22 protein-coding genes and 1 pseudogene are annotated in these 23,968 nt (G+C 67.6%); 5 read left to right on the top strand and 18 right to left on the bottom strand.

All coding sequences use genetic code 11. The features are described 5' to 3' along the window. Positions 1-74: 74 nt before the first annotated feature. Positions 75-770 (bottom strand): transposase, encoded by a 696-nt coding sequence (locus AC07RM_RS25165; protein ID WP_296798341.1) that lies wholly within the window; start codon positions 768-770, stop codon positions 75-77. 84 nt (positions 771-854) lie between these two features. On the opposite strand from AC07RM_RS25165, the gene AC07RM_RS25170 reads away from it, so the two are divergent. Further along, on the top strand, positions 855-1,562 hold the full coding sequence (locus tag AC07RM_RS25170; RefSeq protein ID WP_495336299.1) for a DUF1266 domain-containing protein: 708 nt from the start codon (positions 855-857) through the stop codon (positions 1,560-1,562). Positions 1,563-1,580: 18 nt separating this feature from the next. On the opposite strand, the gene AC07RM_RS25175 is transcribed toward AC07RM_RS25170, so the two are convergent. From AC07RM_RS25175 to AC07RM_RS25225, 11 genes and pseudogenes are all read right to left on the bottom strand, one after another. Further along, a complete protein-coding gene (locus AC07RM_RS25175) occupies positions 1,581-2,423 on the bottom strand; it encodes a class I SAM-dependent methyltransferase (protein ID WP_495336397.1) in 843 nt (280 codons plus the stop codon). 111 nt (positions 2,424-2,534) lie between these two features. Beyond that, positions 2,535-3,164, bottom strand: a pseudogene (locus tag AC07RM_RS25180) (DUF1415 domain-containing protein); the annotation flags it as partial. Next, complete coding sequence (locus AC07RM_RS25185; protein WP_495336300.1) at positions 3,059-4,324, bottom strand: MFS transporter; 1,266 nt, start codon at positions 4,322-4,324, stop codon at positions 3,059-3,061. The gene AC07RM_RS25185 and the pseudogene AC07RM_RS25180, both read right to left, overlap by 106 nt. Further along, the gene (locus AC07RM_RS25190) at positions 4,321-5,472 is read right to left on the bottom strand and encodes a deoxyguanosinetriphosphate triphosphohydrolase (RefSeq protein ID WP_093352005.1); all 1,152 of its coding nucleotides are present in this window, start codon (positions 5,470-5,472) and stop codon (positions 4,321-4,323) included. Before AC07RM_RS25190 ends, AC07RM_RS25185 begins: the two co-directional genes overlap by 4 nt. A gap of 37 nt (positions 5,473-5,509) precedes the next feature. Then, positions 5,510-6,631 carry a 3-dehydroquinate synthase gene (aroB, locus tag AC07RM_RS25195; RefSeq protein ID WP_495336301.1) on the bottom strand — a complete coding sequence of 374 codons (1,122 nt, stop codon included), beginning with the start codon at positions 6,629-6,631 and terminating at the stop codon, positions 5,510-5,512. Positions 6,632-6,726: 95 nt separating this feature from the next. Then, positions 6,727-7,290, bottom strand: a complete 564-nt coding sequence (locus tag AC07RM_RS25200; protein ID WP_208509123.1) for a shikimate kinase — start codon at positions 7,288-7,290, stop codon at positions 6,727-6,729. Between the two features lie 23 nt (positions 7,291-7,313). Beyond that, complete coding sequence (locus AC07RM_RS25205; RefSeq protein ID WP_495336302.1) at positions 7,314-9,461, bottom strand: type IV pilus secretin PilQ; 2,148 nt, start codon at positions 9,459-9,461, stop codon at positions 7,314-7,316. Beyond that, complete coding sequence (locus tag AC07RM_RS25210) at positions 9,458-10,000, bottom strand: pilus assembly protein PilP (protein ID WP_495336303.1); 543 nt, start codon at positions 9,998-10,000, stop codon at positions 9,458-9,460. The genes AC07RM_RS25205 and AC07RM_RS25210 overlap by 4 nt, the downstream gene beginning before the upstream one ends. Next, positions 9,997-10,677, bottom strand: a complete 681-nt coding sequence (locus AC07RM_RS25215) for a type IV pilus inner membrane component PilO (protein ID WP_495336304.1) — start codon at positions 10,675-10,677, stop codon at positions 9,997-9,999. The genes AC07RM_RS25210 and AC07RM_RS25215 overlap by 4 nt, the downstream gene beginning before the upstream one ends. Positions 10,678-10,683: 6 nt before the next feature. Then, a complete protein-coding gene (locus AC07RM_RS25220) occupies positions 10,684-11,307 on the bottom strand; it encodes a PilN domain-containing protein (RefSeq protein ID WP_495336305.1) in 624 nt (207 codons plus the stop codon). Beyond that, entirely contained in the window at positions 11,304-12,383 is a 1,080-nt protein-coding gene (locus AC07RM_RS25225) for a pilus assembly protein PilM (RefSeq protein ID WP_208509128.1), read from the bottom strand. Before AC07RM_RS25225 ends, AC07RM_RS25220 begins: the two co-directional genes overlap by 4 nt. A gap of 238 nt (positions 12,384-12,621) precedes the next feature. Here AC07RM_RS25225 and AC07RM_RS25230 point away from each other — a divergent pair, with 238 nt between their 5' ends. Then, entirely contained in the window at positions 12,622-15,045 is a 2,424-nt protein-coding gene (locus AC07RM_RS25230) for a penicillin-binding protein 1A (RefSeq protein ID WP_495336306.1), read from the top strand. A gap of 25 nt (positions 15,046-15,070) precedes the next feature. Here the strand turns inward: AC07RM_RS25230 and cyaY are convergent, their stop codons facing one another. After that, positions 15,071-15,403, bottom strand: coding sequence for an iron donor protein CyaY (cyaY, locus tag AC07RM_RS25235; protein ID WP_495336307.1), 333 nt, complete (start codon positions 15,401-15,403; stop codon positions 15,071-15,073). A gap of 63 nt (positions 15,404-15,466) precedes the next feature. Here cyaY and lptM point away from each other — a divergent pair, with 63 nt between their 5' ends. Both lptM and lysA read left to right on the top strand, forming a co-directional pair. Beyond that, the gene (gene lptM, locus AC07RM_RS25240; RefSeq protein ID WP_371268980.1) at positions 15,467-15,682 is read left to right on the top strand and encodes an LPS translocon maturation chaperone LptM; all 216 of its coding nucleotides are present in this window, start codon (positions 15,467-15,469) and stop codon (positions 15,680-15,682) included. Further along, on the top strand, positions 15,679-16,962 hold the full coding sequence (gene lysA / locus AC07RM_RS25245) for a diaminopimelate decarboxylase (protein ID WP_495336308.1): 1,284 nt from the start codon (positions 15,679-15,681) through the stop codon (positions 16,960-16,962). Before lptM ends, lysA begins: the two co-directional genes overlap by 4 nt. A gap of 12 nt (positions 16,963-16,974) precedes the next feature. Here lysA and msrQ read toward each other — a convergent pair whose 3' ends face one another. From msrQ to AC07RM_RS25270, 5 genes are all read right to left on the bottom strand, one after another. Then, a complete protein-coding gene (gene msrQ, locus AC07RM_RS25250) occupies positions 16,975-17,625 on the bottom strand; it encodes a protein-methionine-sulfoxide reductase heme-binding subunit MsrQ (RefSeq protein WP_495336309.1) in 651 nt (216 codons plus the stop codon). Positions 17,626-17,671: 46 nt separating this feature from the next. Further along, complete coding sequence (gene msrP, locus AC07RM_RS25255) at positions 17,672-18,685, bottom strand: protein-methionine-sulfoxide reductase catalytic subunit MsrP (protein ID WP_093352039.1); 1,014 nt, start codon at positions 18,683-18,685, stop codon at positions 17,672-17,674. A 118-nt stretch (positions 18,686-18,803) separates the two neighbouring features. Then, complete coding sequence (gene ccsB, locus AC07RM_RS25260; protein WP_093352042.1) at positions 18,804-20,120, bottom strand: c-type cytochrome biogenesis protein CcsB; 1,317 nt, start codon at positions 20,118-20,120, stop codon at positions 18,804-18,806. After that, positions 20,117-22,294 carry a cytochrome c biogenesis protein ResB gene (locus AC07RM_RS25265; protein ID WP_495336310.1) on the bottom strand — a complete coding sequence of 726 codons (2,178 nt, stop codon included), beginning with the start codon at positions 22,292-22,294 and terminating at the stop codon, positions 20,117-20,119. The genes ccsB and AC07RM_RS25265 overlap by 4 nt, the downstream gene beginning before the upstream one ends. A gap of 132 nt (positions 22,295-22,426) precedes the next feature. Then, the gene (locus AC07RM_RS25270; RefSeq protein WP_093352047.1) at positions 22,427-23,110 is read right to left on the bottom strand and encodes a c-type cytochrome; all 684 of its coding nucleotides are present in this window, start codon (positions 23,108-23,110) and stop codon (positions 22,427-22,429) included. A gap of 71 nt (positions 23,111-23,181) precedes the next feature. Here AC07RM_RS25270 and yihA point away from each other — a divergent pair, with 71 nt between their 5' ends. After that, positions 23,182-23,940 (top strand): ribosome biogenesis GTP-binding protein YihA/YsxC, encoded by a 759-nt coding sequence (yihA, locus tag AC07RM_RS25275; protein ID WP_495336311.1) that lies wholly within the window; start codon positions 23,182-23,184, stop codon positions 23,938-23,940. Positions 23,941-23,968: the final 28 nt, after the last annotated feature.

Here is a 23,968-nt window from a genome sequence, read left to right on the forward strand (position 1 = left end):
AGAATTTAATTAGGGACACATCAAATTAGATAGCGAAGAACGGCCACTGGACGGTGGTTTCCGCCCTCGTTAGCTCAGCTTTTGGTGCCCGAAGGCGGCCGCCCGGCCTTGGCCGGCAGCACGCGGCGCTCGGTGTTCTTCTGCAACGCATCCAGAAAGTCGGCGTCGCCAGCCGCCCAGCCACGCAGCGTGGCCTCGGTCAGCGCCGACTGGTCGGCGGCCCGAACGCCCGCGCGCACCAGTTCGACATACGCCGCCTCGCGCGCGAACGGGGTGTTGCCGAGCTCCCAGTACAGCGGATGGGGCGTGAGCAGCCGGTCGTGCCGCAGCCCCGCGTAGTGCGCATGGCTGGACCACGCGAAGTCGCGCGGATCGATCACCAGCCCCGCGCGCACCGGGTTGAGGTCGATGTAGGCCATGCAGGTCAGCAGGTAGCGCTCGGTCTGGATCAGGGTCGACCTGTAGCGCCCTTCCCACAACGTGCCGCTGCGGCCATGGCGGTCGTTGAAGTAGCGCACGTAGCTGCGCCCGACCGACTGCATGAGCTGCGGCAACCCGGTGGCGCTGTCGGGCGTGGCCAACAGGTGGAAGTGGTTGTCCATCAGCACGTAGGCATGCACCGCGACGCCGAAGCGCGTGGCGCTGTCGGCCAGCAGGGCGAGCAGCTTCTCGTGGTCGGCGCGGTCCACGAAGATCGGCTGCCGGTTGTTGCCGCGCTGGATCGCATGGTGCGGCAGGCCGGCAAGGGTGAGACGGGGAAGGCGGGCCATGGGCCAGGAAGGGGTTGACGCGCGGGGCTTGTATCCTAAGCCGCCCGCCGAACCATTCCATCCTGGCGGGGGAGGAGCCATTCGATGTTCAAGTTCTTCAAGGAAATGCTCGATACGGTCAAGGAAGGCATGGCGGAGGGACGCGCCGAGCTGGCGCAGGAAGCCGCCGAGCGCGAGGCCAAGGCCCACCAGGACGGCACGACGCTCGAGGCCCGGCTCGCGGCCTCGTCGCGCTACGAGAACGTGGCCGTGGCGCTGGCCGCGATCTACCGCGAGACCTTCGCTCCCGAGCTCAAGGCCGCCAAGGAAGCGAACCGCAGCGCGGTGCACCTGCTGTGCGTGCCGATCCCCGACGAGGAAGTCGCGCCGTGGAAGAAGCTGCTGGCGCGCGACTTCGACGCGGGCGACGAGGCACAGGCACGCGAAGCCATCGCCGACACCCACGACGCGGCCGAGGCGATGGGCCGAAGCACGGATGGCGAACTGGCGGTGTGGATCGCCCGCTTCGCGCACCTCGCGACCGGCTCGGCGGCGGTCGGCTACCTGGAAGCGCGCGAAGCGCTGGACGCACTCGAGCCGGCGGTGGCGCTGGCGATCGAGCGCTTCGACGGCTGGGAGCACTACGGCCGCGGCTTCCTCGAGGGCGAGCGCGACGCCGCGGGCAGCAACTTCATGGGCCGCAAGGTGCTGGCTTTGGTGACCGAACGGCTGCTGGAAGACGAGCGCAGCCCGTGGAAGACGCTGGACTGGCCCGCGCGCGACGCGCTGCCGGCGCTGCTCGCGTCGCGCTGACCTGACGCGGCGCGCGGTTCAGTCGAGCCGAAAGCGCGTATCGCCCAACGCATCGAGCCCGAACTGCGCCAGCAGTTCGCGCAACCGCGCGGCCGCGCTCGCCTTGCGCTGGCCGGTATGGCGCGCGAGGATCAATTCGTTCTTCATGCTGTGCTCCCAGCCCACGAGCTCGGTCACGGTGACGCTGTAGCCGTTGGCCTCGAGGTACAGGCAGCGCAGCACGTTGGTGAGCTGGCTGCCGATCTCGCGCGTGTGCAGCGGATGGCGCCAGAGCTCGGCCAGCGGCGTGCGCGAGAGCGCCAGCGCCTTGGTCTCGCGCAGGCAGGCCGCCACCTCCGCCTGGCAGCACGGCACCAGCACCATGCAGCGGGCCTTCTTCGCGAGGCCGAAGGCGATCGCGTCGTCGGTGGCGGTGTCGCAGGCATGCAGCGCAGTCACCACGTCGATCTGCGATGGCAGCTCGCCCGCGGTGGCGGACTCGGCCACCGTCAGATTCAGAAAGGACATGCGGTCGAAGCCCAGCTGCTGCGCGAGTTCGCGCGACTTCTTGACCAGCTCGGCGCGCGTCTCGATGCCGTAGACGTGACCGCCCTGCCCCGCGCGGAAGAACAGGTCGTAGACGATGAAGCCCAGGTACGACTTGCCCGCGCCATGGTCGGCCAGCGTGGCGTTGGCGCCGCCCTCGGGCAGCTCGCGCAGCAGCTGCTCGATGAACTGGAACAGATGGTAGACCTGCTTGAGCTTGCGACGCGAGTCCTGGTTGAGCCGGCCCTCGCGCGTGAGGATGTGCAGCTCCTTGAGCAGCTCGACCGATTGGCCCGGGCGCAAGGCCTCGGCGAGCTCGGCATCGGCCTTCGCCATCTTGGCGGTCTTGCCGCCCTTGGCGGAATGGTCGTCGCGGGTCTTGTTCAAAGCGTGGGCATTCATGTGGGGGTGCTCCCGGGAGCCGACGTCGAGCGCAGCCCAGCCTTCGGGCCCCAGGGCCTCGAGGGTGTCGATGTTGCGGCCGAAGATCTCCTCGGCATCGGGAAAGGCTTCGACCGCGCGGTCCACGCTCTCTTCGCGCAGCAGGTGCAGCGTGGGATAAGGCGCGCGGTTGGTCGCGTTGCCGATGTCGTCGGGCTCGGTCCCGCCGAACTGGAACTGCGGATGGAAGCTTGCGAGCTGCAGCACGCCGTCGAAGCCGGCCTTGGCGAGCCGGCGCTCGGCGCGTGCCGTGAAGTCGTTGAAATCGAGGAAGTCCAAAAGTGCGTTCGGCGCGATCAGCAAGGTGGTGTCGCGCTCGGTGGCATCGAGCGCGACGAGTTGCCGGGCTTCGGCGAGCAATGCGTCGAGCAGGTCGTCATGCTCGGCAGACAGGTAGGTGGCGTAGTGGATCTGGCCCTTGACGTGCACGGCCTTGGCGAACGGGCACAGGTTGAGGCCGATCACCGCGCGCTCGAGCCAGCGGCGCATGTCGGCGACGGCCTGCTTGGCCGTGACTAGAGCATCGCCGCTCATGGCGTCGCGGCCTCCAGCGCTAGCCGCGCGCGGCCGAGCCGGCGCGCGATCGCGATGCCGGTCAGCGAGCAAGCCAGCGTCGCGACCCAGGTCCAGTGCCATCCACCGACGCGGTGCGCCACCCAGGCCACAGTCGGCGGCGCCAGGAACTGGCCCAGCGACGAGGCCTGCTGCATCAGCCCGACGGTGGTCGACACGGTGGCCGGTCCGGGCGCGAAGCGCACGCCGAGCAGGAACAGCGTGGCCGGCACCATGCCGCCCGCAAGCGAGAAGGCGCAGACGGCCACGAAGCGCAGCGAGGCGGGCAGCCCGACGGCATCGGCGCCCGGCCCGCGCAGTTCCGCGAAGGCCGCGATGCCGCCCAGCGCCATGATCAGGAAGCCCCATTGCAGCAGCCGCTCGGGCGCGATGCCGCGCTGCAGCCAGCGCCCGCCCATGATGTTGCCGACGATGTTCATCGCCGCGGCCAGTGCCGTGAGCACTGCGTTCCAGCCGGCCGGCACGCCCGCGCCGGCATAGATCGCGGGCAGGAAGCCGATCACCGCCATCCACTGCGCCGAATAGACGGCAAAGCTCAGCGCCGTGAGCCAGGGCCCGCGCGCGCCGACGGTGGTGCGCAGGCGCGACCAGCCGCTCTCGGGCACGGTGGCGGCGATCGGCGCGCGTTGCCGGTCGGCCGGCACCGCGACGAACAGCCAAGCCGCCGCCAGCGCCGACACCAGCGACAGCGCCCACCACCAGCCGGGCCAGCCATTCCAGCCGATCAGCACCGGGCCGAGCAAGAGGGCCAGCGCCACGCCGAACGGCATGTAGGCGCCCCAGAGCCCCAGCGCGGCCTTGTCGGCGCCCGCGGGCGTGAGGGCGCGGATCAGGCCAGGCCCCGGCATCACCGCCAGCAGGAAGCCGATGCCCTCGATGGCGCGCAGCACCAGCAGCCAGGGCACGGCCTGCTCTGCGGGCAGGTGGCTGCCGACCGCGCCGCCCGCGAGGCTGGCCAGGGTCAGCACGGCCAGTCCGCCGAGCATGCTGCGGCGCAGGCCGATGGTGTCGGCCGCCAGGCCCGCGAGCAGGCCCAGCGTCATGCTCGCGACCTGGACCAGCGAGAGCAGGAAGCCGGCCTCGACCAGGCCGATGCCCAGCGAGGCCTGCAGCGCCGGCACCGCGGGCGGCAGCTTGCCCAGGTGCAGCGCGGCGCTGACGCCCGCGACCACGACCGCGAAGGCGGCCGCGGGGATGCGCGGGCGCGCGCCGGCCGATGTCATGCCGTCGGCCCGTCGGCGCGCGCAATGCCGCGCCGGCCGGTCAGCCGTTCGTGCTCACGCATCGCGAAGCGGTCGGTCATGCCCGCGATGTAGTCGGCCACGGCACGCGGGCGGTCCGCGCGCTCGGCGAAGGACTCGGGCATCTCGGCGCCGCGCTCGAGGTAGGCATCGAACAGTTCGCGCACCACCTCGCGCGCCTGATCGGTGGTCTGCACCACCTGCGGGTGGCGGTAGAGGTTGCGGAACAGGAAGCGCTGCAGCGTCTCCGACTGCGCGCGCATGCCCTCGCTGAACGCGACCACCGGCGGCGCGCGGCGCACCGCGTCGGCATCGCCGGGCGCAAGCGCCTCGAGCGTCGCTCGAGTGGCGTCGATCACGTCGTAGACCTGGGCGCTGAGCATGCGGCGGATGGTCTCGTAGAGGACGCGGCGGCCGCTGAGCGCCGGGTATTCGGCCAGCGCCTCGCGCCGGTAGCGCTCGAACAGCTCGACCTCGGCCAGTTGCTCGACGGCGATCAGGCCGGAGCGCACGCCGTCGTCGATGTCGTGGGCGTTGTAGGCGATCGCATCGGCCAGGTTGCACAGCTGCGCCTCGAGGCCGGGCTGGGTGCGGTCGATGAAGCGGCGCGCCACGCCGCCGGGCTCGGCCGCCTCGAGCTTCTCGGCGTTGGCGCGCGAGCAGTGCTTGAGGATGCCCTCGCGCGTCTCGAAGCTGAGATTGAGGCCGTCGTACTGCGGATAGCGATGCTCGAGCGCATCGACCACGCGCAGGCTCTGCAGGTTGTGCTCGAAGCCGCCGTGCTCGGCCATGCAGGCATTGAGCGCGTCCTGCCCCGCATGGCCGAAGGGCGTGTGGCCCAGGTCATGGGCCAGCGCGACCGCCTCGACCAGGTCCTCGTTGAGCCGCAGCGCGCGCGCAATGGAGCGGCCGAGCTGCGCCACCTCGAGCGAATGCGTGAGCCGCGTGCGGAACAGGTCGCCCTCGTGGTTGAGGAACACCTGCGTCTTGTAGACCAGCCGCCGGAACGCCGTCGAATGCACGATGCGGTCGCGGTCGCGCTGGAAGGCGTCGCGCGTGGGCGCGGGCGGCTCGGGATGGCGGCGGCCGCGCGAACGCGCGGGATGCGAGGCGTAGGGTGCGAGGCTCATGAGTCCGCAGGGGCGATGCCGGCCATCGGAAGGGGGCTCAGGCGGCCGCGCAGGACTGCGCGAGCACCTCGCGCACCAACACGTCGGGCGCGCCGCGCATGATGGCGGAGCCGGGCTTGTCGATCACCACGAAGCGGATCTCGCCGCCCTCGGATTTCTTGTCGACGCGCATCAGCTCGAGGTAGCGGTCCGCGCCGAGCTCGGGACCGACCGTGGGCAGGCCGGCGCGCTCGATCAGACGGGTCAGGCGCTCGACGAAGGCCGCGTCCACGCCGCCGAGGCGCTGCGACAGCCGCGCCGCCATCACCATGCCGCAGCCCACGGCCTCGCCATGCAGCCACTCGCCATAGCCCAGGCCCGATTCGATCGCATGGCCGAAGGTGTGGCCGAAATTGAGGATCGCGCGCAAGCCGGTCTCGCGCTCGTCCTGGCCGACCACCAGCGCCTTGATCTCGCAACTGCGCTTGACCGCATGCGCGAGCGCGGCGGGATCGCGTGCCACCAGGGCTTCGATGTTGGCTTCGATCCAGTCGAGGAAAGCCATGTCATGGATCGGCCCGTACTTGATGACCTCGGCCAGGCCGGCACTGAGTTCGCGCGGCGGCAGGGTCTGCAGGGTGCCGAGGTCGCAGACCACCAGCTGCGGCTGGTAGAACGCGCCGATCATGTTCTTGCCCAGCGGATGGTTGATGGCCGTCTTGCCGCCAACCGAGGAATCGACCTGCGCCAGCAAGGTGGTCGGCACCTGGACGAAGGGCACGCCGCGCATGTAGCTGGCGGCCGCGAAGCCGGTCATGTCGCCGACCACGCCGCCGCCGAGCGCGAACAGCACGGTCTTGCGGTCGCTGCCGTGGCCCAGCAGCGCGTCGAAGATCAGGTTCAGGGTCTCGAGGTTCTTGTAGACCTCGCCATCGGGCAGCTCGAGCAGATGCACCTGCCGGAACCGGCCGGCGAGCGCCTGGCGAAGCGCCTGGGCGTAGAGCGGCGCGACCGTGGTGTTGCTGACGATCAGCGCGCTGGCCGCCTGCGGCACGATGCCGTAGGTCTGGGGATCGCCGAACAGGCCGGCGCCGATGAGGATGGGATAGCTGCGGTCGCCGAGCGGGATGTCGACGCGTTCGAGGGGGGGCGAGGAAGCGGAGGCGGCGGGCGATGGCATGGCGGGAGTTTAGGCGGTGCGGCGCCCAGCGGCCGGAACGCCGGTGCCAAGCGCCTTGGCGCGCGAGGGGCGATCCGTGCCCCGACCGGGCCTGGCTAGCCCGAAGAAGCGGGCGGCTCGGGGCCCTCGGGGTGCGCGCCGGGCGGCACGATGCCGGCCAGCTCGAGTTGCATCACGATGATGTTCACGAGCGTCGCGACCGTGGGACGGCCGGTGTCGACCACGTCGTGAGCGGTCTCGCGATAGAAGGGATCGCGCGCGTCGTGCAGCTCGCGCAGCCGGCCCAGCGGATCGGCCACCTGCAGCAGCGGACGCTTGACGTCATGGCGCAAGCGCCGAAACAGGTCCTCGGGCGAGGACCGCAGGTAGATCACATGGAAATGGCCGCGCAGCTGCTGGCGGTTGGCCTCGCGCAGCACCGCACCGCCCCCGGTGGCCAGCACGCCATGCGCGCCCGCCGCCAGCTCGGCGATCACCTGCTGCTCGAGGTCGCGGAAGGCGGCTTCGCCTTCGCGCTCGAAGTAATCGCGGATCGAGCAGCCGATGCGCTGCTCGATCTCGTGGTCGGTATCGACGAAGGGAAGATCCAGTCGAAGCCCCAGCCGCCGGCCCACCGCGGACTTTCCGGCGCCGGGCAATCCGACGAGTGCGACGGCCACGCCGTGGCTGCTACGCCCGCGCGTCAGCGCGCGGCGTTGCGGTCGGTAATCATCTTCGGGGTGATAAAGACGAGCATTTCGGTCTTGTTCGCAATGCGAGTGCGTGTGCGGAACAGCGCCCCCAGATAGGGCACTTCACCCAGCACCGGCACGCGCGACTCGTCATTGGATTCGTTGAGCTCGAAGATACCACCGATGACGACCGTGCCGCCGTTTTCGACCAGCACCTCGGTCTGGACGTGCTTGGTGTTGATGGCCGGGCCGGCGGTGGTGTTGATGCCCCGCGCGTCCTTGCTCACGTCGAGCGTGAGGATGATGTTGCCTTCGGGCGTGATCTGCGGCGTGACTTCGAGCTTGAGCACCGCCTTGCGGAACGAGATCGAGGTGGCGCCGCTCGAGGTCGCCTGCTGGTAGGGGATTTCCTCGCCCTGCTCGATCAGGGCCTTGGTCTGGTCGGCCGTGATGACGCGGGGGCTGGACACCAGCTTGCCCTTGCCGTCGGCTTCGAGTGCCGAGATCTCGAGGTTCAGCATGCGGGAGAAGCTGGAGTTGAAGAGCGAGATGGCGAAGGTGCCTGCGGCAACGCCATTGCCGGTCGGATCCGATGCCGGCATGTTGATGAAGTTCGAGTTGGTCCAAGTGGTCCTGGCTGTATTCGCGCCACCGTTCGTGCCCTGGGTGATCACTGGCATCGCACCGATGGTGCCGAACGCCGGGTTGCCATTGGCGGACGCAACCCGTTCATTGGCGATGCCACCGCCCAAGCGGGCCCCCAACGATTTTCCAAAGGTATCCGTGGCCTCAACGATGCGGGCCTCGATCAGCACCTGACGCACCGGCACGTCCAGTTTCTGGATCAGTTCGGCCACCTGGTTCAGACGAGAGGGGATGTCCGACACGAACAACTGATTGGTGCGCGCTTCCGCGATCACGCTGCCGCGCGGGCTCAAGATGCGCGTGGCCGTGCCGGCACTACCACCACCCGCTGACGAGCCCGTTCCCGTCAACCCTTGGGCAATGGCAATCGCCTTCGTATAGTTCAGCTGGAACGACTGCGTCCGCAGCGGTTCGAGATTCTCGATCGCGGCCTTGGCCTCGAACTCGAGCTTTTCCTTGGCGTTGATCTCGTCCTTCGGTGCGATCCACAGCACGCTACCGTTCTTGCGCATGCCGAGGTTCTTGGCCTGCATGATGATGTCGAGTGCCTGGTCCCAGGGTACGTCCTTCAGACGCAGGGTCAGCGCACCGGTCACCGAATCGGAGGTCACGATATTGAAGTTCGTGAAGTCGGCGATCACCTGCAGCAGCGAACGGATCTCGATGTTCTGGAAGTTGAGCGAAAGCTTCTCGCCCGTGTAGCCCACGCCCTGCGTCAGCTTGGTCGGATCGACCTTGCGCGCACGGACCTCCACCACGAACTGGTTCTCGCTCTGGTAAGCGCTGTGCTCCCAATCGCCCTTGGACTCGATCGTCATGCGGACGCGGTCGCCGGCCTGCTGGGCCGTGATCGACTGCACCGGCGTATTGAAGTCGGCGACGTCGAGGCGACGGCGCAGTCCCTCGGGCAGCGTGGACTTGGTGAACTCCGCCACCAGGGTTTTGCCTTGCTGTCGCAGATCGACACCCACCTGGTTGTTGGCCAGATCGATGATGACGCGGCCTGTATTGTCAGCTCCCATGCGGAAATCGATGTCACGCAACGGCAGCATGTCGCGGTTTCGGTTCTCGGCGAAGGTCCCTGAAGCAGACGCCGCAAGCGCGACGCCGGCCACGGGCTCGAGCATCACGAGCAACGACTTGCCCTGAATCTCGGTCTTGTATGCCGTGGCCTGCTTGAGGTTGAGCACCACGCGGCTGCGTTCACCAGCCTGCACCACATTGACCGAGCGCAGGTTGCCTTGATTCATCTCGATCGCTGAACGCCCGATGGCATTCGTGACACCCGGAAAATCAAGTGCGATGCGCGCAGGCGTCTGGACCGCAAAACCCGTGGGCACCGTGGCCAAAGGTTGCGCTAGGTCGATCCGGATCACCTCCGCACCGGACTGCATCGAACTCGTCACGGCCTCGATGGCGTTTTGCGCATGGGCCATGGCAAACATGCCACATGCCAGCAGTCCGAGCGCGGCGCTTCGCAGCCGCTGCGCCATCTTCGATTTTTGTAGGTTCATTTCGCACTCTCTTGCAACTGCAGCGATGCTGCGCGTTCGATCCATTCACCGGCCGCGTCCTGCACGATTTCCCGCAGGGCGACTTCGCTTTCGTTGATCCGGGTGATGCGGCCATAGTTGAGGCCCAGGTATTCGCCGACGCGCACCTTGTAGAGCAGCTTGTCGACCTTCACCAGAGCCACCGGCTGGCTGTTGCGGTTCATCGTGCCGACCATCGCCATCGAATCGAGCGGGAAGGCTTCGAGAGCCTCCTTGCGCCGCGCCAACTCGGGCGCGATCAGATCGGAACTGCCCTGCTGGTTCGATTCGCGGCGCAACGCCTGCGTGAGCTTCAGCTTGTTGAAGGGCTCGAACGACGACGCTTCCGTGTAGGCTTGCGGCGTGAACCGCTTCGGCTCGGCGATCGGCGTGATACTGGGCTTGACTTGGGCGCGCTGCTCCACCATCCAGCGCTGAAGATCTTCCTGCTCGGAGTTGCCGCAGCCGCTCAGGCTGATCGCGGCGGGCAGCAGCCACAACAGATGAATGGCCGTCTTCATTTCTTCTTGCCCTTTGGGGCCGCGACGCGCTTCTGGGCCAGGCGCTCCTCCTCGTCTAGATAGCGATAGGTACGCGCGGTCGCATCCATCGTCAGCATGTCCTTGTCTTTCTGTGGCGTCACGCTCAGGTTGTTCAACGTGACGATGCGCGAGAGACTCGCGATGTCGGCCGCGAAAGCGCCCATGTCGTGATAACGGCCCGTCACGCGTACCGCGATCGGCAACTCGGCGTAATAGTCCTTGACGACGACCTGCCCCGGACGGAACAACTCGAACTGCAGGCTTCGGCCGAGTCCGGCCTGGTTGATGTCCGACAGCAGCGCATCCATCTCGGCCTTGCTCGGCAACTGCTTCTCGAGCAGCGTGACGTACTGCTGCACCTGTTCGCGCTGCTTCTTCAGCAGGTCGAGGTTGGCGGCCTGCGTCACCTTCTTCTGATAGTCGGTCCGCAGCACGATTTCCTTGCTGCGCTCCGATTCGAGTTCGTCGTTCGAATTCGTGAGCCAGACGAACCACAGGGCCACGACCACGACGACGGACAGGCCCAGGCACAGCGCATAGCGCGGCACTGGCGGCCAGTTCGCGGGGTCGTTGAGGTTCAGTCCACGGAACTGATCGCCGAAGCGGTGCATTGCGGCGCCGACATCAACTTTGGGGGAAGAGCGTTTGCTTGCCATGATCGCCTAGCCCTTGGACTGCGCTGCGGTGGCCAACGCCTTGTCAGCCGCCTTCTGGGCGTCCGTTGGACGCTTGAGGCCAATGCGCATGGTGAAGTTGGCCACGCGCCGCTGGTCGCGCTGGCTGGCACTCAAACTCACGGTCGCGGAGGTGATTTCGACCAGTTCCGGCTTCACGAGCCAGGGGCTGTTGTTGCCAAGGTTGCGCAGCAGCTCGGACACGCGCTCGTTCGACTGCGCCATGCCCTGCAGCGTCACGGTCTGGTTGTCCTGCTTCATGTTCGACAGGTAGACGCCATCGGGCAGTTGCCGCACCAGTTCATTGAGCAGATGCACCGGCAGGTTGCGGTCGCCCTGCAGGTCTTCGACGGCCTGCTGGCGTGCGCGCAGCGCCGCGATTTCCTCCTGCAGGGTCGAGATCTCCTTGATCTCAACCTCGAGCTTCTTGATCTCGCCCTGCAGGAAGCGGTTCTTCGACTGCTGGGCCGAGATCTGGGCCTCGAACCAGAGATAGCCCAGGCAGGCGATCAGGCCGCCGAGCAGCGCGGCGGCGGCCAGAGTTCCGAAGAAGGCTTCGCGCCGGCGCTTGCGCGCGGCTTCGCGATGAGGGAGCAGATTGATCAGGATCACTGCAGGAACCTCCGCATGGCCAGACCGCAGGAGGTCAGGTAGGAAGGCGCTTCGCGCCGGACCTTCTTCTCGCGAATGTTCGAACCCAGCTCCATGCCGTCGAAGGGATTCACGAGCGAGCACGCGAAGGAGGTCTGCCGCGTCACCGCATTGCTCAGGCCCGGCAGCGAAGCCGATCCGCCGGCCAGCATCACGTAGTCGACGCGGTTGTGCGGCGTGCTGGTGAAGAAGAACTGCAGCGCGCGCGCGATTTCCTGGGCGATGCTCTCGACGAAGGGCTTGAGGACGCCCGCGCCGTAGTCGTCGGGCAGATCGCCGCTGCGCTTCTTGGCCTCGGCCTCTTCGGCCGAGAAGCCGTACTGGCGCACGATCATCTGGGTCAGCTGGGCACCGCCGAAGGCCTGGTCGCGGTCGTACAGCACTTCCTGGTTGCGCAGCACCTGCATGCTGGTGGTGAAGGCACCGACCTCGAACAGGGCGACGATCGCATCCTGGCCCTTGCTCGGCAATTGCTCGATCAGGCGCGCGGTGGCGAGGCGCGAGGCGTAGGACTCAACGTCCAGGATCATGGCCTTGAGGCCCGCCGCTTCGGCCAGGCCTTCGCGGTCCTGCACCTTTTCCTTGCGCGACGCGGCGATCAGCACTTCGACGTCGCCCGCCGAGCTCAGGCTCGGCCCGGTCACGCAGAAATCGAGGCTCACTTCGTCCAGCGAGAAAGGAATGTATTGATTTGCTTCCGATTCGACCTGGATTTCGAGCTCCTGCTCGCTCATCCCGCCCGGAAGAATGATCTTCTTGGTGATCACCGCCGACGGCGGCAGCGCCAGCGCGACATTGCGGGTGCGCGTGCCGCTCTTGCGCACCACGCGGCGCACGGCCTCGGCGACTTCGTCGAACTTCTCGACGTTGCCATCGGTGATCCAGCCCCGCTCCAGGGGCTCGATGGCGCAGCGTTCCAGGATCAGCTTGCCACTGGCTTCACGGCCGAGCTCGACCAGCTTGACGCTGGATGAACTGACATCCAGCCCGAGCAGGGGGGCGTTCTGACGACGAAACAACGTTCCAAGAGCAGCCAAGTTCTGTCCCTCTTCCCCTGCATTTGTAACCAATAGAAAAATATGCGTTCGGTTGCATGCTAGCAGCACGCTCCAAGGCATCCAAGCGAGGGATCAGGGCGGAATGGTCGAACGTTGTCAAAACCTGACGTTAAAGCCTCGTTCTGTAACTTTCGATTTAGGACTGGGCGCCCGAGGAAACATCCGGGCCCGCTCAGGGGGTGGCTTTTTATAATGCGCGGTGACTCTCGGGCCCTCCATGCAAGAAAACACACGGCCAACGCCAAACCCCAAGCGCCCAGCCAAGACTCCCCCCACCTCCACCCGACCCGCCTGGCTCAAGTGGCTGCTGCGTTTCGTGTTCTGGGGCCTGGGCATCGCCGCGGCCGGCGTGCTGTCGGTGATCTGCGTGGTCGCGGTGGCGCTGGCGGTCGCCTATCCAAACCTGCCCGACATCTCCGAGCTCTCCGACTACCGGCCCAAGCTGCCGCTGCGGGTGTTCTCGGCCGAAGGCATCCTGATCGGTGAATTCGGCGAGGAACGCCGCAACCTGACGCCGATCTCCGCCATCCCCAAGGTGGTGAAGGACGCCGTGCTGGCGGCCGAGGACACCCGCTTCTACGACCACGGCGGCGTCGACTACAAGGGCATGATCCGCGCCGGCCTCGCGAACATGAACCGCGTGAAGAGCCAGGGGGCGTCCACCATCACCATGCAGGTGGCGCGCAACGTCTACCTGAGCTCCGAGAAGACCCTCACGCGCAAGATCTACGAGGTGCTGCTGACCTTCAAGCTCGAGCACCTGCTGAGCAAGGACCAGATCTTCGAGATCTACCTGAACCAGATCTACCTCGGCAACCGCGCCTACGGCTTCGCCGCCGCCTCCGAAGCCTATTTCGGCAAGCCGCTGTCCGAGCTCACGATCGCCCAGGCCGCGATGCTCGCGGGCCTGCCCAAGGCACCCGGCGCGAACAACCCGGTGAACAATCCGCAGCGCGCGCGCGGCCGGCAGTTCTACGTGATCGACCGCATGCAGGACGCCGGCTTCATCACCGCCGAGCAGGCCGCGGCCGCCAAGAAGGAAGAACTGCACCTGCGCGATGCCGCCGATCCGAACCGGCTGCATGCTGAGTACGTGGCCGAGACCGTGCGTCAGCTGATGTATGCGCAGTACGGCGACAGCACCTACACGCGCGGCCTCAAGGTCTACACCTCGCTGGTGGCGGCCGATCAGGCCGCTGCCTACAAGGCGCTGCGCAAGGGCATCATGGATTACGAACGCCGCCAGATCTACCGCGGCCCCGAGAAGTTCGTCGAGCTGCCGAACGACGCCAAGGATCTCGACGAAGCCGTCGACGACGCGCTCAGCGACCATCCCGACAACGGCGACGTGATGGCCGCCGTGGTGCTCAAGGCCACGGCCAAGCAGATCGACGCGGTGCGCGGCAACGGCGACGCGGTGCAGATCACGGGCGAAGGCCTCAAGCCCGCGCAATCGGGCCTTTCCGACAAGGCACCGCCCAACATCAAGATCCGCCGCGGCGCGGTGATCCGCGTGGTCAGGACGCCCAAGAACACCTGGGAGATCACCCAGCTGCCCGAGGTCGAAGGCGCCTTCGTCGCCATGGACCCGCGCGACGGCGCGATCAAGGCGCTGGTCGGCGGCTTCGACTTCGGCAAGAACAAGTTCAACCACGTCACGCAGGCCTGGCGCCAGCCGGGCTCGAGCTTCAAGCCCTTCATCTACTCGGCCGCGCTCGAGAAAGGCTTCACGCCCGCCACCGTGATCAACGACGGCCCGCTGTTCTTCGATGCCGGCACCACCGGCGGCCAGCCCTGGGAGCCCAAGAACTACGGCGGCGGCTACGACGGTCCGATGTCGATGCGCACCGCGCTGATGAAGTCGAAGAACCTGGTCTCGATCCGCATCCTGCAGTCGATCGGCACGCGCTACGCGCAGGACTGGATCACCAACTTCGGCTTCGAGCGCGAGAAGCATCCGGCCTACCTGCCGATGGCGCTCGGCGCGGGCTCGGTCACGCCGATGCAGATGGCGGTGGGCTACTCGGTGTTCGCCAACGGCGGCTACCGCGTCAACCCCTACCTCGTGACGCGCATCACCGACCACAAGGACAAGCTGCTGGTCGACAAGCAGCCGCCGCTGCTCAACGAGGCGCTGCGCGCCATTCCGCAGCGCAACGCCTTCATCATGGACAGCCTGCTGCAGTCGGTGGCGCGCGCCGGCACCGCGGCCAAGGCCCAGGCGATGCTCAAGCGGCCCGACCTCTACGGCAAGACCGGCACCACCAACGATTCGCTCGACGCCTGGTTCGCGGGCTTCCAGCCCACCATGACCGCGATCTCGTGGATCGGCTACGACACGCCGCGCAACCTCGGCGACCGCGAGACCGGCGGCGGCCTGAGCCTGCCGATCTGGATCAACTTCATGGAAACCGCCATCAAGGGCGCGCCGGTCACCGACCTCTCGACCGCGCCGCCTTCCGGCGTGGTGAACGTGGGCGGCGAGTGGTACTACGACGACTACGCGCCGGGCCGCGGCGTGGCCAGCCTGGGTGTCGATACGACGCCGGCGGCGCCGGCCGAATCGCTGAGCGGCGCGCCGGTGAGCCCGCCGGCACCGCCCGAGGAGCGCAGCCGCATCCTCGACCTGTTCCGCAACTGATGCCGCGCCGGCCGAGTCGCGGGCCTCAGCCCGCGGTGAAGCTCAGCGGCTGCCCGGCCTGCAGGGTGGCCTCGCGCGACAGGTTGCCGAAGAACTCTTCCGCGCTCTTGGTGTCGATCCAGGCCTGGCCGTCGAAGCGGTAGTGGTAGCCGCCCGAGCGCGCAGCGAGCCAGATCTCCTGCAGCGGCTTCTGCAGGTTCACGATCAGCTGGCTGCCGTTGGGAAACGAAATCGTGATCATGCCGCCCACGCGCTGGTTGTCGATGTCGGCGTCCGTGGCGTCGTTGAGGCGGTCGCAGCTTTGCTCGATCGCCGCCAGCGCGGCTTCGGCGCGGTCCATGTATTCGGAGTCCGTCATTACAATTTCGTTATGTTGAATGTCCACCAAATTCTAGTGAGCGCCCGCGGCCGCACTGCGCTCATGGTCTGCCTCGCCGCCGCCACCCTCGGCCTGGCCGCCTGCGGACAGCGCGGCGCCCTCTACCTGCCGACCGATCCGGCCGCCTCGCAGCGCGCCACGCTGCCCGATCTGCTGACGCCCAGCATGCCCGGCGGCAACAGCGATGCCACCCCCTCTTCCGGCGCCGGCCAGGCCGCGCCGAAGCCCGCCACCGCCAGCAGCGGAGCCGCCCGATGAGCACCCTTCCCCTGCCCGGCCATCCCCATATCGCGCAGCGCGACGGCGCGCTCCAGGTCGAAGGCGTGTCGCTCGACGCGCTCGCGCGCGAGCACGGCACGCCGCTGTTCGTCTACTCGAAGCAGTGGATGCTCGACGCCCTGGCGGCCTACCAGCGCGGCTTCGAAGGCCGCGATGCACTGGTCTGCTATGCGATGAAGGCCAACTCCTCGCTCGGCGTGCTGCGCGTGTTCGCCGAGGCCGGTTGCGGCTTCGACATCGTCTCGGGCGGCGAACTGGCGCGCGTGCTCGCGGTCGGCGCCGATCCGAAGAAGATCATCTTCTCGGGCGTCGGCAAGACCCGCGCCGAGATGCGCCAGGCGCTCGCGGCCGGCATCGCCTGCTTCAACGTCGAGAGCGAGGCCGAGCTCGACGTGCTCAACGAGGTGGCGCTGGCCGAGAAGGCGCGCGCGCCGATCAGCATCCGCATCAATCCCAACGTCGACCCCAAGACGCACCCCTACATCTCCACCGGCCTCAAGGGCAACAAGTTCGGCATCGCGCACGACCGCGCGGTGCAGGCCTACCGCCACGCGGCCAGCCTGCCGGGCCTCGAGGTGGTCGGCATCGACTGCCACATCGGCTCGCAGATCACGGAGGCCTCGCCGTACTTCGACGCCTTCGAGCGCGTGCTCGACCTCGTGGTGGCGATCGAGGCCGCGGGCATTCCCATCCATCACCTGGACTTCGGCGGCGGCCTGGGCATCGACTACAACGGCGAGACGCCACCGCAGGCCGATGCGCTGTGGCAGCAGCTGCTCGCGCGGCTCGACGCGCGCGGCTTCGGCCAGCGCAAGCTGGTCATCGAGCCGGGCCGCTCGCTGGTCGGCAATGCCGGCGTGTGCCTGACCGAGGTGCTCTACACCAAGCCCGGCGAGGACAAGAACTTCTGCATCGTCGATGCGGCCATGAACGACCTGCCGCGTCCTGCGATGTACCAGGCCTTCCATCGCATCGTGCCGGTGCGCGAGCGCGCCGGCACGGCCACCAGCTACGACGTGGTGGGCCCGGTCTGCGAGAGCGGCGACTGGATCGGCCGCGACCGAGAACTCAACGTGGTGGCCGGCGACCTGTTGGGCGTGCTCTCGGCCGGTGCCTACTGCATGAGCATGGCGAGCAACTACAACACGCGCGCACGCGCGGCCGAGGTGCTCGTGAGCGGCGCGGCGGCTACGCTGATCCGCCGGCGCGAAACCATCGAGGACCAGCTGCAGGCCGAGCTGCAGGCCGCCAAGGGTTGAACGGGGTCGCGGCTAATTCGACGGCCGCGCCCGCGTGCCGGCCCGGGCCGCCGGTACGCCCGCCTTGCGGGCGCCCATCCATCGCCAGAGCCGCCACGCCAGCAGCGCGCCGATGATCGCCGCGTAGACGAACACCTCGGCGAAGTTGTTCTTGCCTGCGCGCATCCAGAAGAAGTGCAACAGCCCGAGCCCCGCGATCAGGTAGACCAGCTTGTGCAGCAGCTGCCAGCGCTTCGCGCCCATGGCCTTGATCGCGCGGTTGAACGAGGTCAGCGCCAGCGGCGTCAGCAGCACGAAGGCCGAGAAGCCGACCAGGATGAACGGCCGTTTCGCGATGTCCTTCGCGATCTCGCCCCAGTCGAGCCCCATGTCGAACCACGCGTAGCACAGCAGGTGCAGCACCACGTAGAAGTAGGCATACAGGCCCAGCATGCGCCGAAAGCGCGCCAGGCCGTTCCACTTCGTCGTCACGCGCAGCGGCGTGACCGCCAGCACGATGCACAGGAAGCGCAAGGTCCAGTCGCCGGTCGCGCGGATCAGGTACTCCTGGGGATTGGGCCCCAGCTGATCGACCACCACGCCGTAGGCCAGCCACGCGAACGGCAGCAGGCACAGCAGGAAGACGAAGGGCTTGGCGGCGGGATGCAGCAGCAGCTTGTTCATGGCGTTCGGGTCGCGCCCCTGTCGGAGGCAGGGGCGCGCGCCCGCCTCAGTAGTTCTTCTTCAGGTCCATGCCCGCATAGAGCTGGCCGACCTGCGCTTCGTAGCCGTTGAACAGCAGCGTCTTGTTGCGCTTGGCGAACAGGCCGCCGCCGTCGCCGATGCGGCGCTCGGTCGCCTGGCTCCAGCGCGGATGGTCGACGTTCGGGTTCACGTTCGAATAGAAGCCGTACTCCTGCGCCGCCGCCTTGTTCCAGGCGGTGCTCGGCTCCTTCTCGACGAAGCGGATCTTCACGATCGACTTGGCCGACTTGAAGCCGTACTTCCATGGCACCACGAGCCGCACGGGCGCGCCGTTCTGGTTCGGCAGCACCTCGCCGTACATGCCGAAGGCCAGCAGCGTGAGCGGATGCATCGCCTCGTCCATGCGCAGGCCCTCGGTGTAGGGCCAGTCGAGCACGCGCGAGCCGACGAAGGGCATGGTCTTGGGATCGGCCAGGGTCACGAACTCGATGAACTTGGCGTTGCCCTGCGGCTCGACCTTCTTGATGAGCTCGGCCAGCGAATAGCCGACCCACGGGATCACCATCGACCAGCCCTCGACGCAGCGCAGCCGGTAGATGCGCTCTTCCTGCGCGCTGAGCTTGAGCAGGTCCTCGATCGCGTACTTGCCGGGCTTCTTCACCAGCCCCTCGACCTCGACGGTCCAGGGCCGGGTCTTGAGCGTGCCGGCGTTCTTGACCGGATCGCCCTTGTCGGTGCCGAACTCGTAGTAGTTGTTGTAGCTCGTGGCGTCCTTGTAGTCAGTGAGCTTTTCCATCGTCTGGGCGCCGGGCACCGCGGACTTCGCGCCCGGCAACGCTTCCAGCTTGTTCGGCCGCGCCGTCTGGGCCAGCGCCTCGCGCCCCGCGAAGGAGGCCAGCGCGGCACCGGCGGCACCGCCGGCCATCAGCTTGAGCAGGTCGCGCCGGCCTTCGTAGAGGGCGCGCGGCGTGATCTCGCTGGACAGCGGATGGATGAAACCGCTGGAGCTGCGGCGCGACGGACGGGAATGGAACGACATGACGGGCCTTTCGCTGGAATCGTTGTACTCGGAAGGTAGTTCGTGGCTACCCCCGATTCGGTTACGCGCACGCGGGGCGTGCGGTTTCAATTCTTCGCGAAAGGCGGCCGGCGCGCGCCTACAGCGTGCCGTAGCTGTGCAGGCCGCTCAGGAACATGTTGACGCCGAGGAAGGCGAAGGTCGTGACCGCCAGCCCCGCGAGTGCCCACCAGGCCGCCACGGTACCGCGCAGGCCCTTGACCAGGCGCATGTGCAGCCAGGCCGCGTAGTTGAGCCAGACGATCAGCGCCCAGGTCTCCTTCGGGTCCCAGCTCCAGTAGCCGCCCCAGGCATCGGCGGCCCACAGCGCGCCCAGCACGGTGGCGATGGTGAAGAAGGCGAAGCCGACCGCGATCGACTTGTACATGACGTCGTCGAGGACCTCGTTGGCCGGCAGGCGCGCCGCGATGCGCTTGCGCCCCAGCAGGATGCCGGCCGCGATCAGCGCCGAGATCGCCGCATAGGCCACCCAGTAGCTGCCGCCGGCCTCCTGCACGCGCTGGCGGAACGCCACCGGCACGAAGCACAGCGCCATGCCCAGCAGCCAGATCGGCGTGAGCTTGTACCAGCGGGTCTCGCTCGCCTGTTCCTTCACGAGGTAGGCGAAGGCCACCATGGCCGCGAGCGAGAAGGTGCCGTAGCCGATGAAGTTGGCGGGCACATGCAGCTTCATCCACCAGCTCTGCAGCGCGGGCACCAGCGGCTGGATCTCGTGCGCCTGGCGCACCAGCGTGTACCAGAGCAGGAAGCCGACCGCCGCGCTCACCACCAGCATCACGAAGGCGCCGAGCGCGCGCGTGCGGTAGTGCTCTTCGTAATAGAGATAGAACGCGGCCGTGAGCCAGCAGAACAGCACGAACACCTCGTAGAGGTTGCTCACCGGGATGTGGCCGATGTCGGGGCCGAGCTGGTGGCTTTCGTACCAGCGCACCATGGTGCCGATCAGCGCCATGGTGATGGCGGCCCAGGCCAGCCGCGAACCGATCGCCTCGAGCGCATCGCCCTGCTTGCCGCCGAAGAAGCCCAGCCAGTAGAACAGCGTGCTCATGAAGAACAGCACGCTCATCCAGAGGATGGCCGACTGGCTCGAGAGGAAGTACTTGAGCCAGAACACGGTGTCGGCGCGCGCCAGGTCGCCCTGGTAGGACGCGATGGCCAGCAGCGAGGCTGCCGCGACCACGATCGCCAGCACCCGCAGCGGGCGCCAGAACCAGCCCATGGCGATCACGCAGATCAGCGCGCCCACCAGGATCGGCTTCTCGTAGGAGTCCATCGAGCCCGCATGGCGCGCGAAGGCGAACAGGCCGCCCGCGAGCACCAGCGCCGCGAACACCCAGTCGAACAGGTTGCGCCGCGAGAGCCAGCTTTCGTTGAGCGTGAGGGTGGTGGTGTTCATGGTGAGGCTGGCTCTTCTTTCTTCAGGGCGAGCAGCTTGTGCTTCAGATGCTCGAACTCCCGATCGCTGTCGATGGTCTTGCGATTGACCGAGAACGCCATCGTCGCGGCGGTCTCGGTGGTGTTGTCTCCGGGGGCGCCGGCGGGTGTCAGCCACACCCAGAGCCGACGCTCGCGCACGTACAGCATGGCAAAAATCCCGACGATCAGCAACAGACAGCCCAGATAGACGACGTTCTTGCCAGGGGCGCGCGCCACCTGGAACACGCTGGCCTGCACCTGGGTGAAGTCGGTCATCATCATCGCGACCGGGGCCGGATAGAAGTGGGCGTCGCTCAGCGCGATCACCGCCTGCGTGAGGAAGGCCTGCGACTTCTCGTCGCCGGGCAGGGCCGCGAGGCCCGCGCCTTCGCGGCTGAGGTTCAGCACCTCGTACAGCACGTCGTTGAGGATGCGCACCAGCACCGCGCCCGCGCGCTCGCGTTCGGCCTCGGGCACGTTGCTCTCCATGAATTCGGCGATCGCCTGCCAGCCGCCCGCGGAGGCGGCGGCATCGGCGCGCGCGGGCTCGCTGCCCGCGAACAGCGCCAGCGCGCGCGTGGCCGACACTCGCAGCTGGTCGGCCATCTCGGGGCGCTGCGGATCGCTGGCCTTGGCGATGTAGCGCTCGATGGCCCGCGCGCGCATCGCCGGGTCCTCGAGCGTGGCGCGCATGCGCACGAAACCGTCCATCGAGCCCTGCTCGTCGGCCGGCACGCGCAGGTAGCGGAACGGCTCCTCGGGCTTCTCGCGCATGCCCAGCAGGAACACCGGCTGGCCGTCGCCGGTGTCGACCGGCACCATGTAGTTCTGGTACTCGCGCGCCTGGCCGGCCGCGTCGCGCAGCTTGTAGCCGATGCTCGGGCCGATGTTGCGCAGCACCTTGGGCTTGTTGGTCTTGTTGGCCGCGCCCAGGCGCGACTCGATGTCGTGGCGCAGGTCGACCTTGCGCACGTCGGCACCGCTGCCCATGGCGCCGCCGTCGGCGAAGTTCTCGACGTTGATCACGCGCAGCGCGGCGAACTCCAGCGTGAGCTTCTCCTTGCCGTTGGTGATCTCGCTGCTCGGGCCGCCGATCACGCCCTCGACCTCGAAGGGCTTGGCCGCGGCCGCCATCGGCACCGCCTTGAGCTTCACCGTCGAGCCACCATCGTCGAAGCTCGACTGGTAGATCTCCACGCCCTTGTAGCTGGCCGGATGGTTGACCTCGATGCGCGCGGGCACCTGCGCGCCGGTCTCGCGGTCGTGCAGCACCACCTCGCTCGCGAACAGCTTGGGCATGCCGGTCGAGTAGTAGTCGACGATGAACTTCTTGAGCTCGATCGAGAACGGCAGCTCCTGCAGCAGCACGCCGTCGGCCTGGTTGAGGATGGCCACGCTGCCCTGCCCGCCCTCGGGCACCAGGATGTTGCCGCGGAAGGTCGGATTGCTGGCCGACAGCCGGTGCTGCGGCGGCACGTCGGCGATCATGCCGCCGCCAGTGAACACGCTCTTGCCGTTGAACCAGGTCTGCGCGCGCACCACCAGGTCGCCGTCGAGCAGGCCGCCGATGCACACCAGCACGATGGCGCTGTGCGCCGCGATGTAGCCGAGCTTGTGCGCGCCGCCGGCACGCGCGGCGACCATCCAGCCGGCCGGCGTCTTGCCGTCGCCGGTGGCCTCGCGCTGCTGCAGCTTGACCTTCCAGCCACCGCTCACGAGCAGCTGGCCGATGCGGTTGGCCGCCATGTCGGGCGTTTCGCCGAGCTGCGTCTGCGCGCGTTGGCCGAAGGCCTTGAGGCTCTGGGTGCGGATGTCTTCCTTGAAGGTGCGCAGCTCGACCACGATGCGAGGCGTGTTGCGCACGATGCACAGCGTGGTGCTGATCACCAGGAACAGCAGGATCAGCAGGAACCACCAGGCGCTGTAGATCGAGTCGAGCCGCGCGGCGCGGAACACCTCGGCCCAGAACGGCCCGAACTGGTTGATGTAGTTGTTGATCGGCTCGTGCTGCTTGAGCACCGTGCCGATGATCGAGGCGATGCAGATGATCGTGAGCAGCGCGATCGCGAAGCGCATCGACGACAGCAGTTCCACCGCCGCGCGAACCGCTTGCGGGCCGCGATGGACGCGAAGGCCGTGAGTGGAGACTGACATCGATTGCTAGAGAAGAGAGAAGAAAAGGCGTCCGGAAGAAGCGAAACGCAAAAGGGCGGGCCATCCTTCTGGATCGGCCCGCCCTCTTTTGGGGTTGTTGTCGGCGGTTAGTTCACGCTCGCGCGTGCGGGATCAACGCAGACCGGCGATGTAGTCGGCCACGGCCTTGATTTCGCGGTCGTTGAGCTTGGCGGCCACGCCGGTCATCACGGCGTTGTTGGCGCGCACCGTGGTGCCGTCGCCGCGGAAGGCCGTGAGCTGTGCCGCCGTGTAGTCGGCGTGCTGGCCGCCCAGGCGCGGGTACTGCGCGGGCATGCCGGCGCCGTTCGGGCTGTGGCAGCCGGCGCAGGCCGGGACCTGGCGGTCGGCGATGCCGCCGCGGTAGATCCGCTCGCCCAGGGCGATCGTGTCCTTGTCCTTCGAGAAGCCGGGCTTGACCTTCTTCGAGCCGACGAACCAGGCGATGTTGCGCATGTCTTCCTCGGACAGCGCCGAGGCCAGCGGCTTCATGATCGCGCTCTTGCGCTTGCCGGACTTGAAGTCCTCGAGCTGCTTGAGGATGTATTCGGGGTGCTGCTGCGCCAGCTTGGGATTGGCCGGGATCGCCGAGTTGCCGTCCGCGTTGTGGCAGGAGGCGCAGCTCTGGCTGTTGGCCGGGGTGGCATTGAAGATGGTGTCGCCCTTGGCCGGGTCGGGCTTGGCCTTGACCGGTGTGGTCGGTGCGGCTGCCGTCTCCTCGGCAAAAGCACCAGTGCTGACTGCGGTACCAGCGATCCCCACGAGGGCCGCAAGCAGAAAATTGGCAAACAACTTCATATCGGGGGCTCGAATTTATTGGCGCAAAACCCCGCGATTCTACAATGGCGCCCCGTTCCGAAAGCCCATTGATGACCACGCCGTCGCGCAAGAGCACCGCATTTCCTTCCCGCGCGGCCCCCGCCAAAGACCCCGAGACCGCCGAACGCGAACGTGCCGCGCTGGGCTGGCTGCACACCGCGCACTTCCTGACCAGCGCTCCGCAGCTCGAGCACCTGCCGCCCTTCGCCCTGCCCGAGATCGCCTTCGTCGGCCGCTCCAACGCCGGCAAGTCCACCGCCATCAACACGCTCACGCAGCAGACGCGGCTGGCCTTCGCCTCGAAGACGCCGGGCCGCACGCAGCACATCAACCTGTTCGGCATCGGCCGGCAGAAGGTCGACGACGCGGTGCTCGCCGACCTGCCCGGCTACGGCTATGCGGCCGTGCCGCGCGAGGCCAAGCTGCGCTGGCAGCGCGTGATGGGCAACTACCTGATGACGCGCGAGAACCTGCGCGGCGTGGTGCTGATGTGCGATCCGCGCCACGGCCTGACCGAGCTCGACGAGATCCTGCTCGAGGTGATCCGCCCGCGCGTCGAGCAGGGCCTCAAGTTCCTGGTGCTGCTGACCAAGTCCGACAAGCTCACGCGCTCCGAGGGCGCGAAGGTGCTGTCCATCGTGCGACTGCAGGCCGGCGGCGGCGAGGTCAAACTGTTCTCGGCACTGAAGAAACAGGGCGTGGGCGAGGCGGCCGAACTGCTGTCGCGCTGGGTCCACACGGACGATGCCTCGGCCCAGCCCGACGAGGACACCGGCGGGCCCGCCGCGGAGCCGCCCGAGGAATCCTGAGCACGACCGGCTGCAGCGGCCGTCCCAT

This window comes from Variovorax sp. GW821-FHT09B05 (assembly GCF_059418265.1).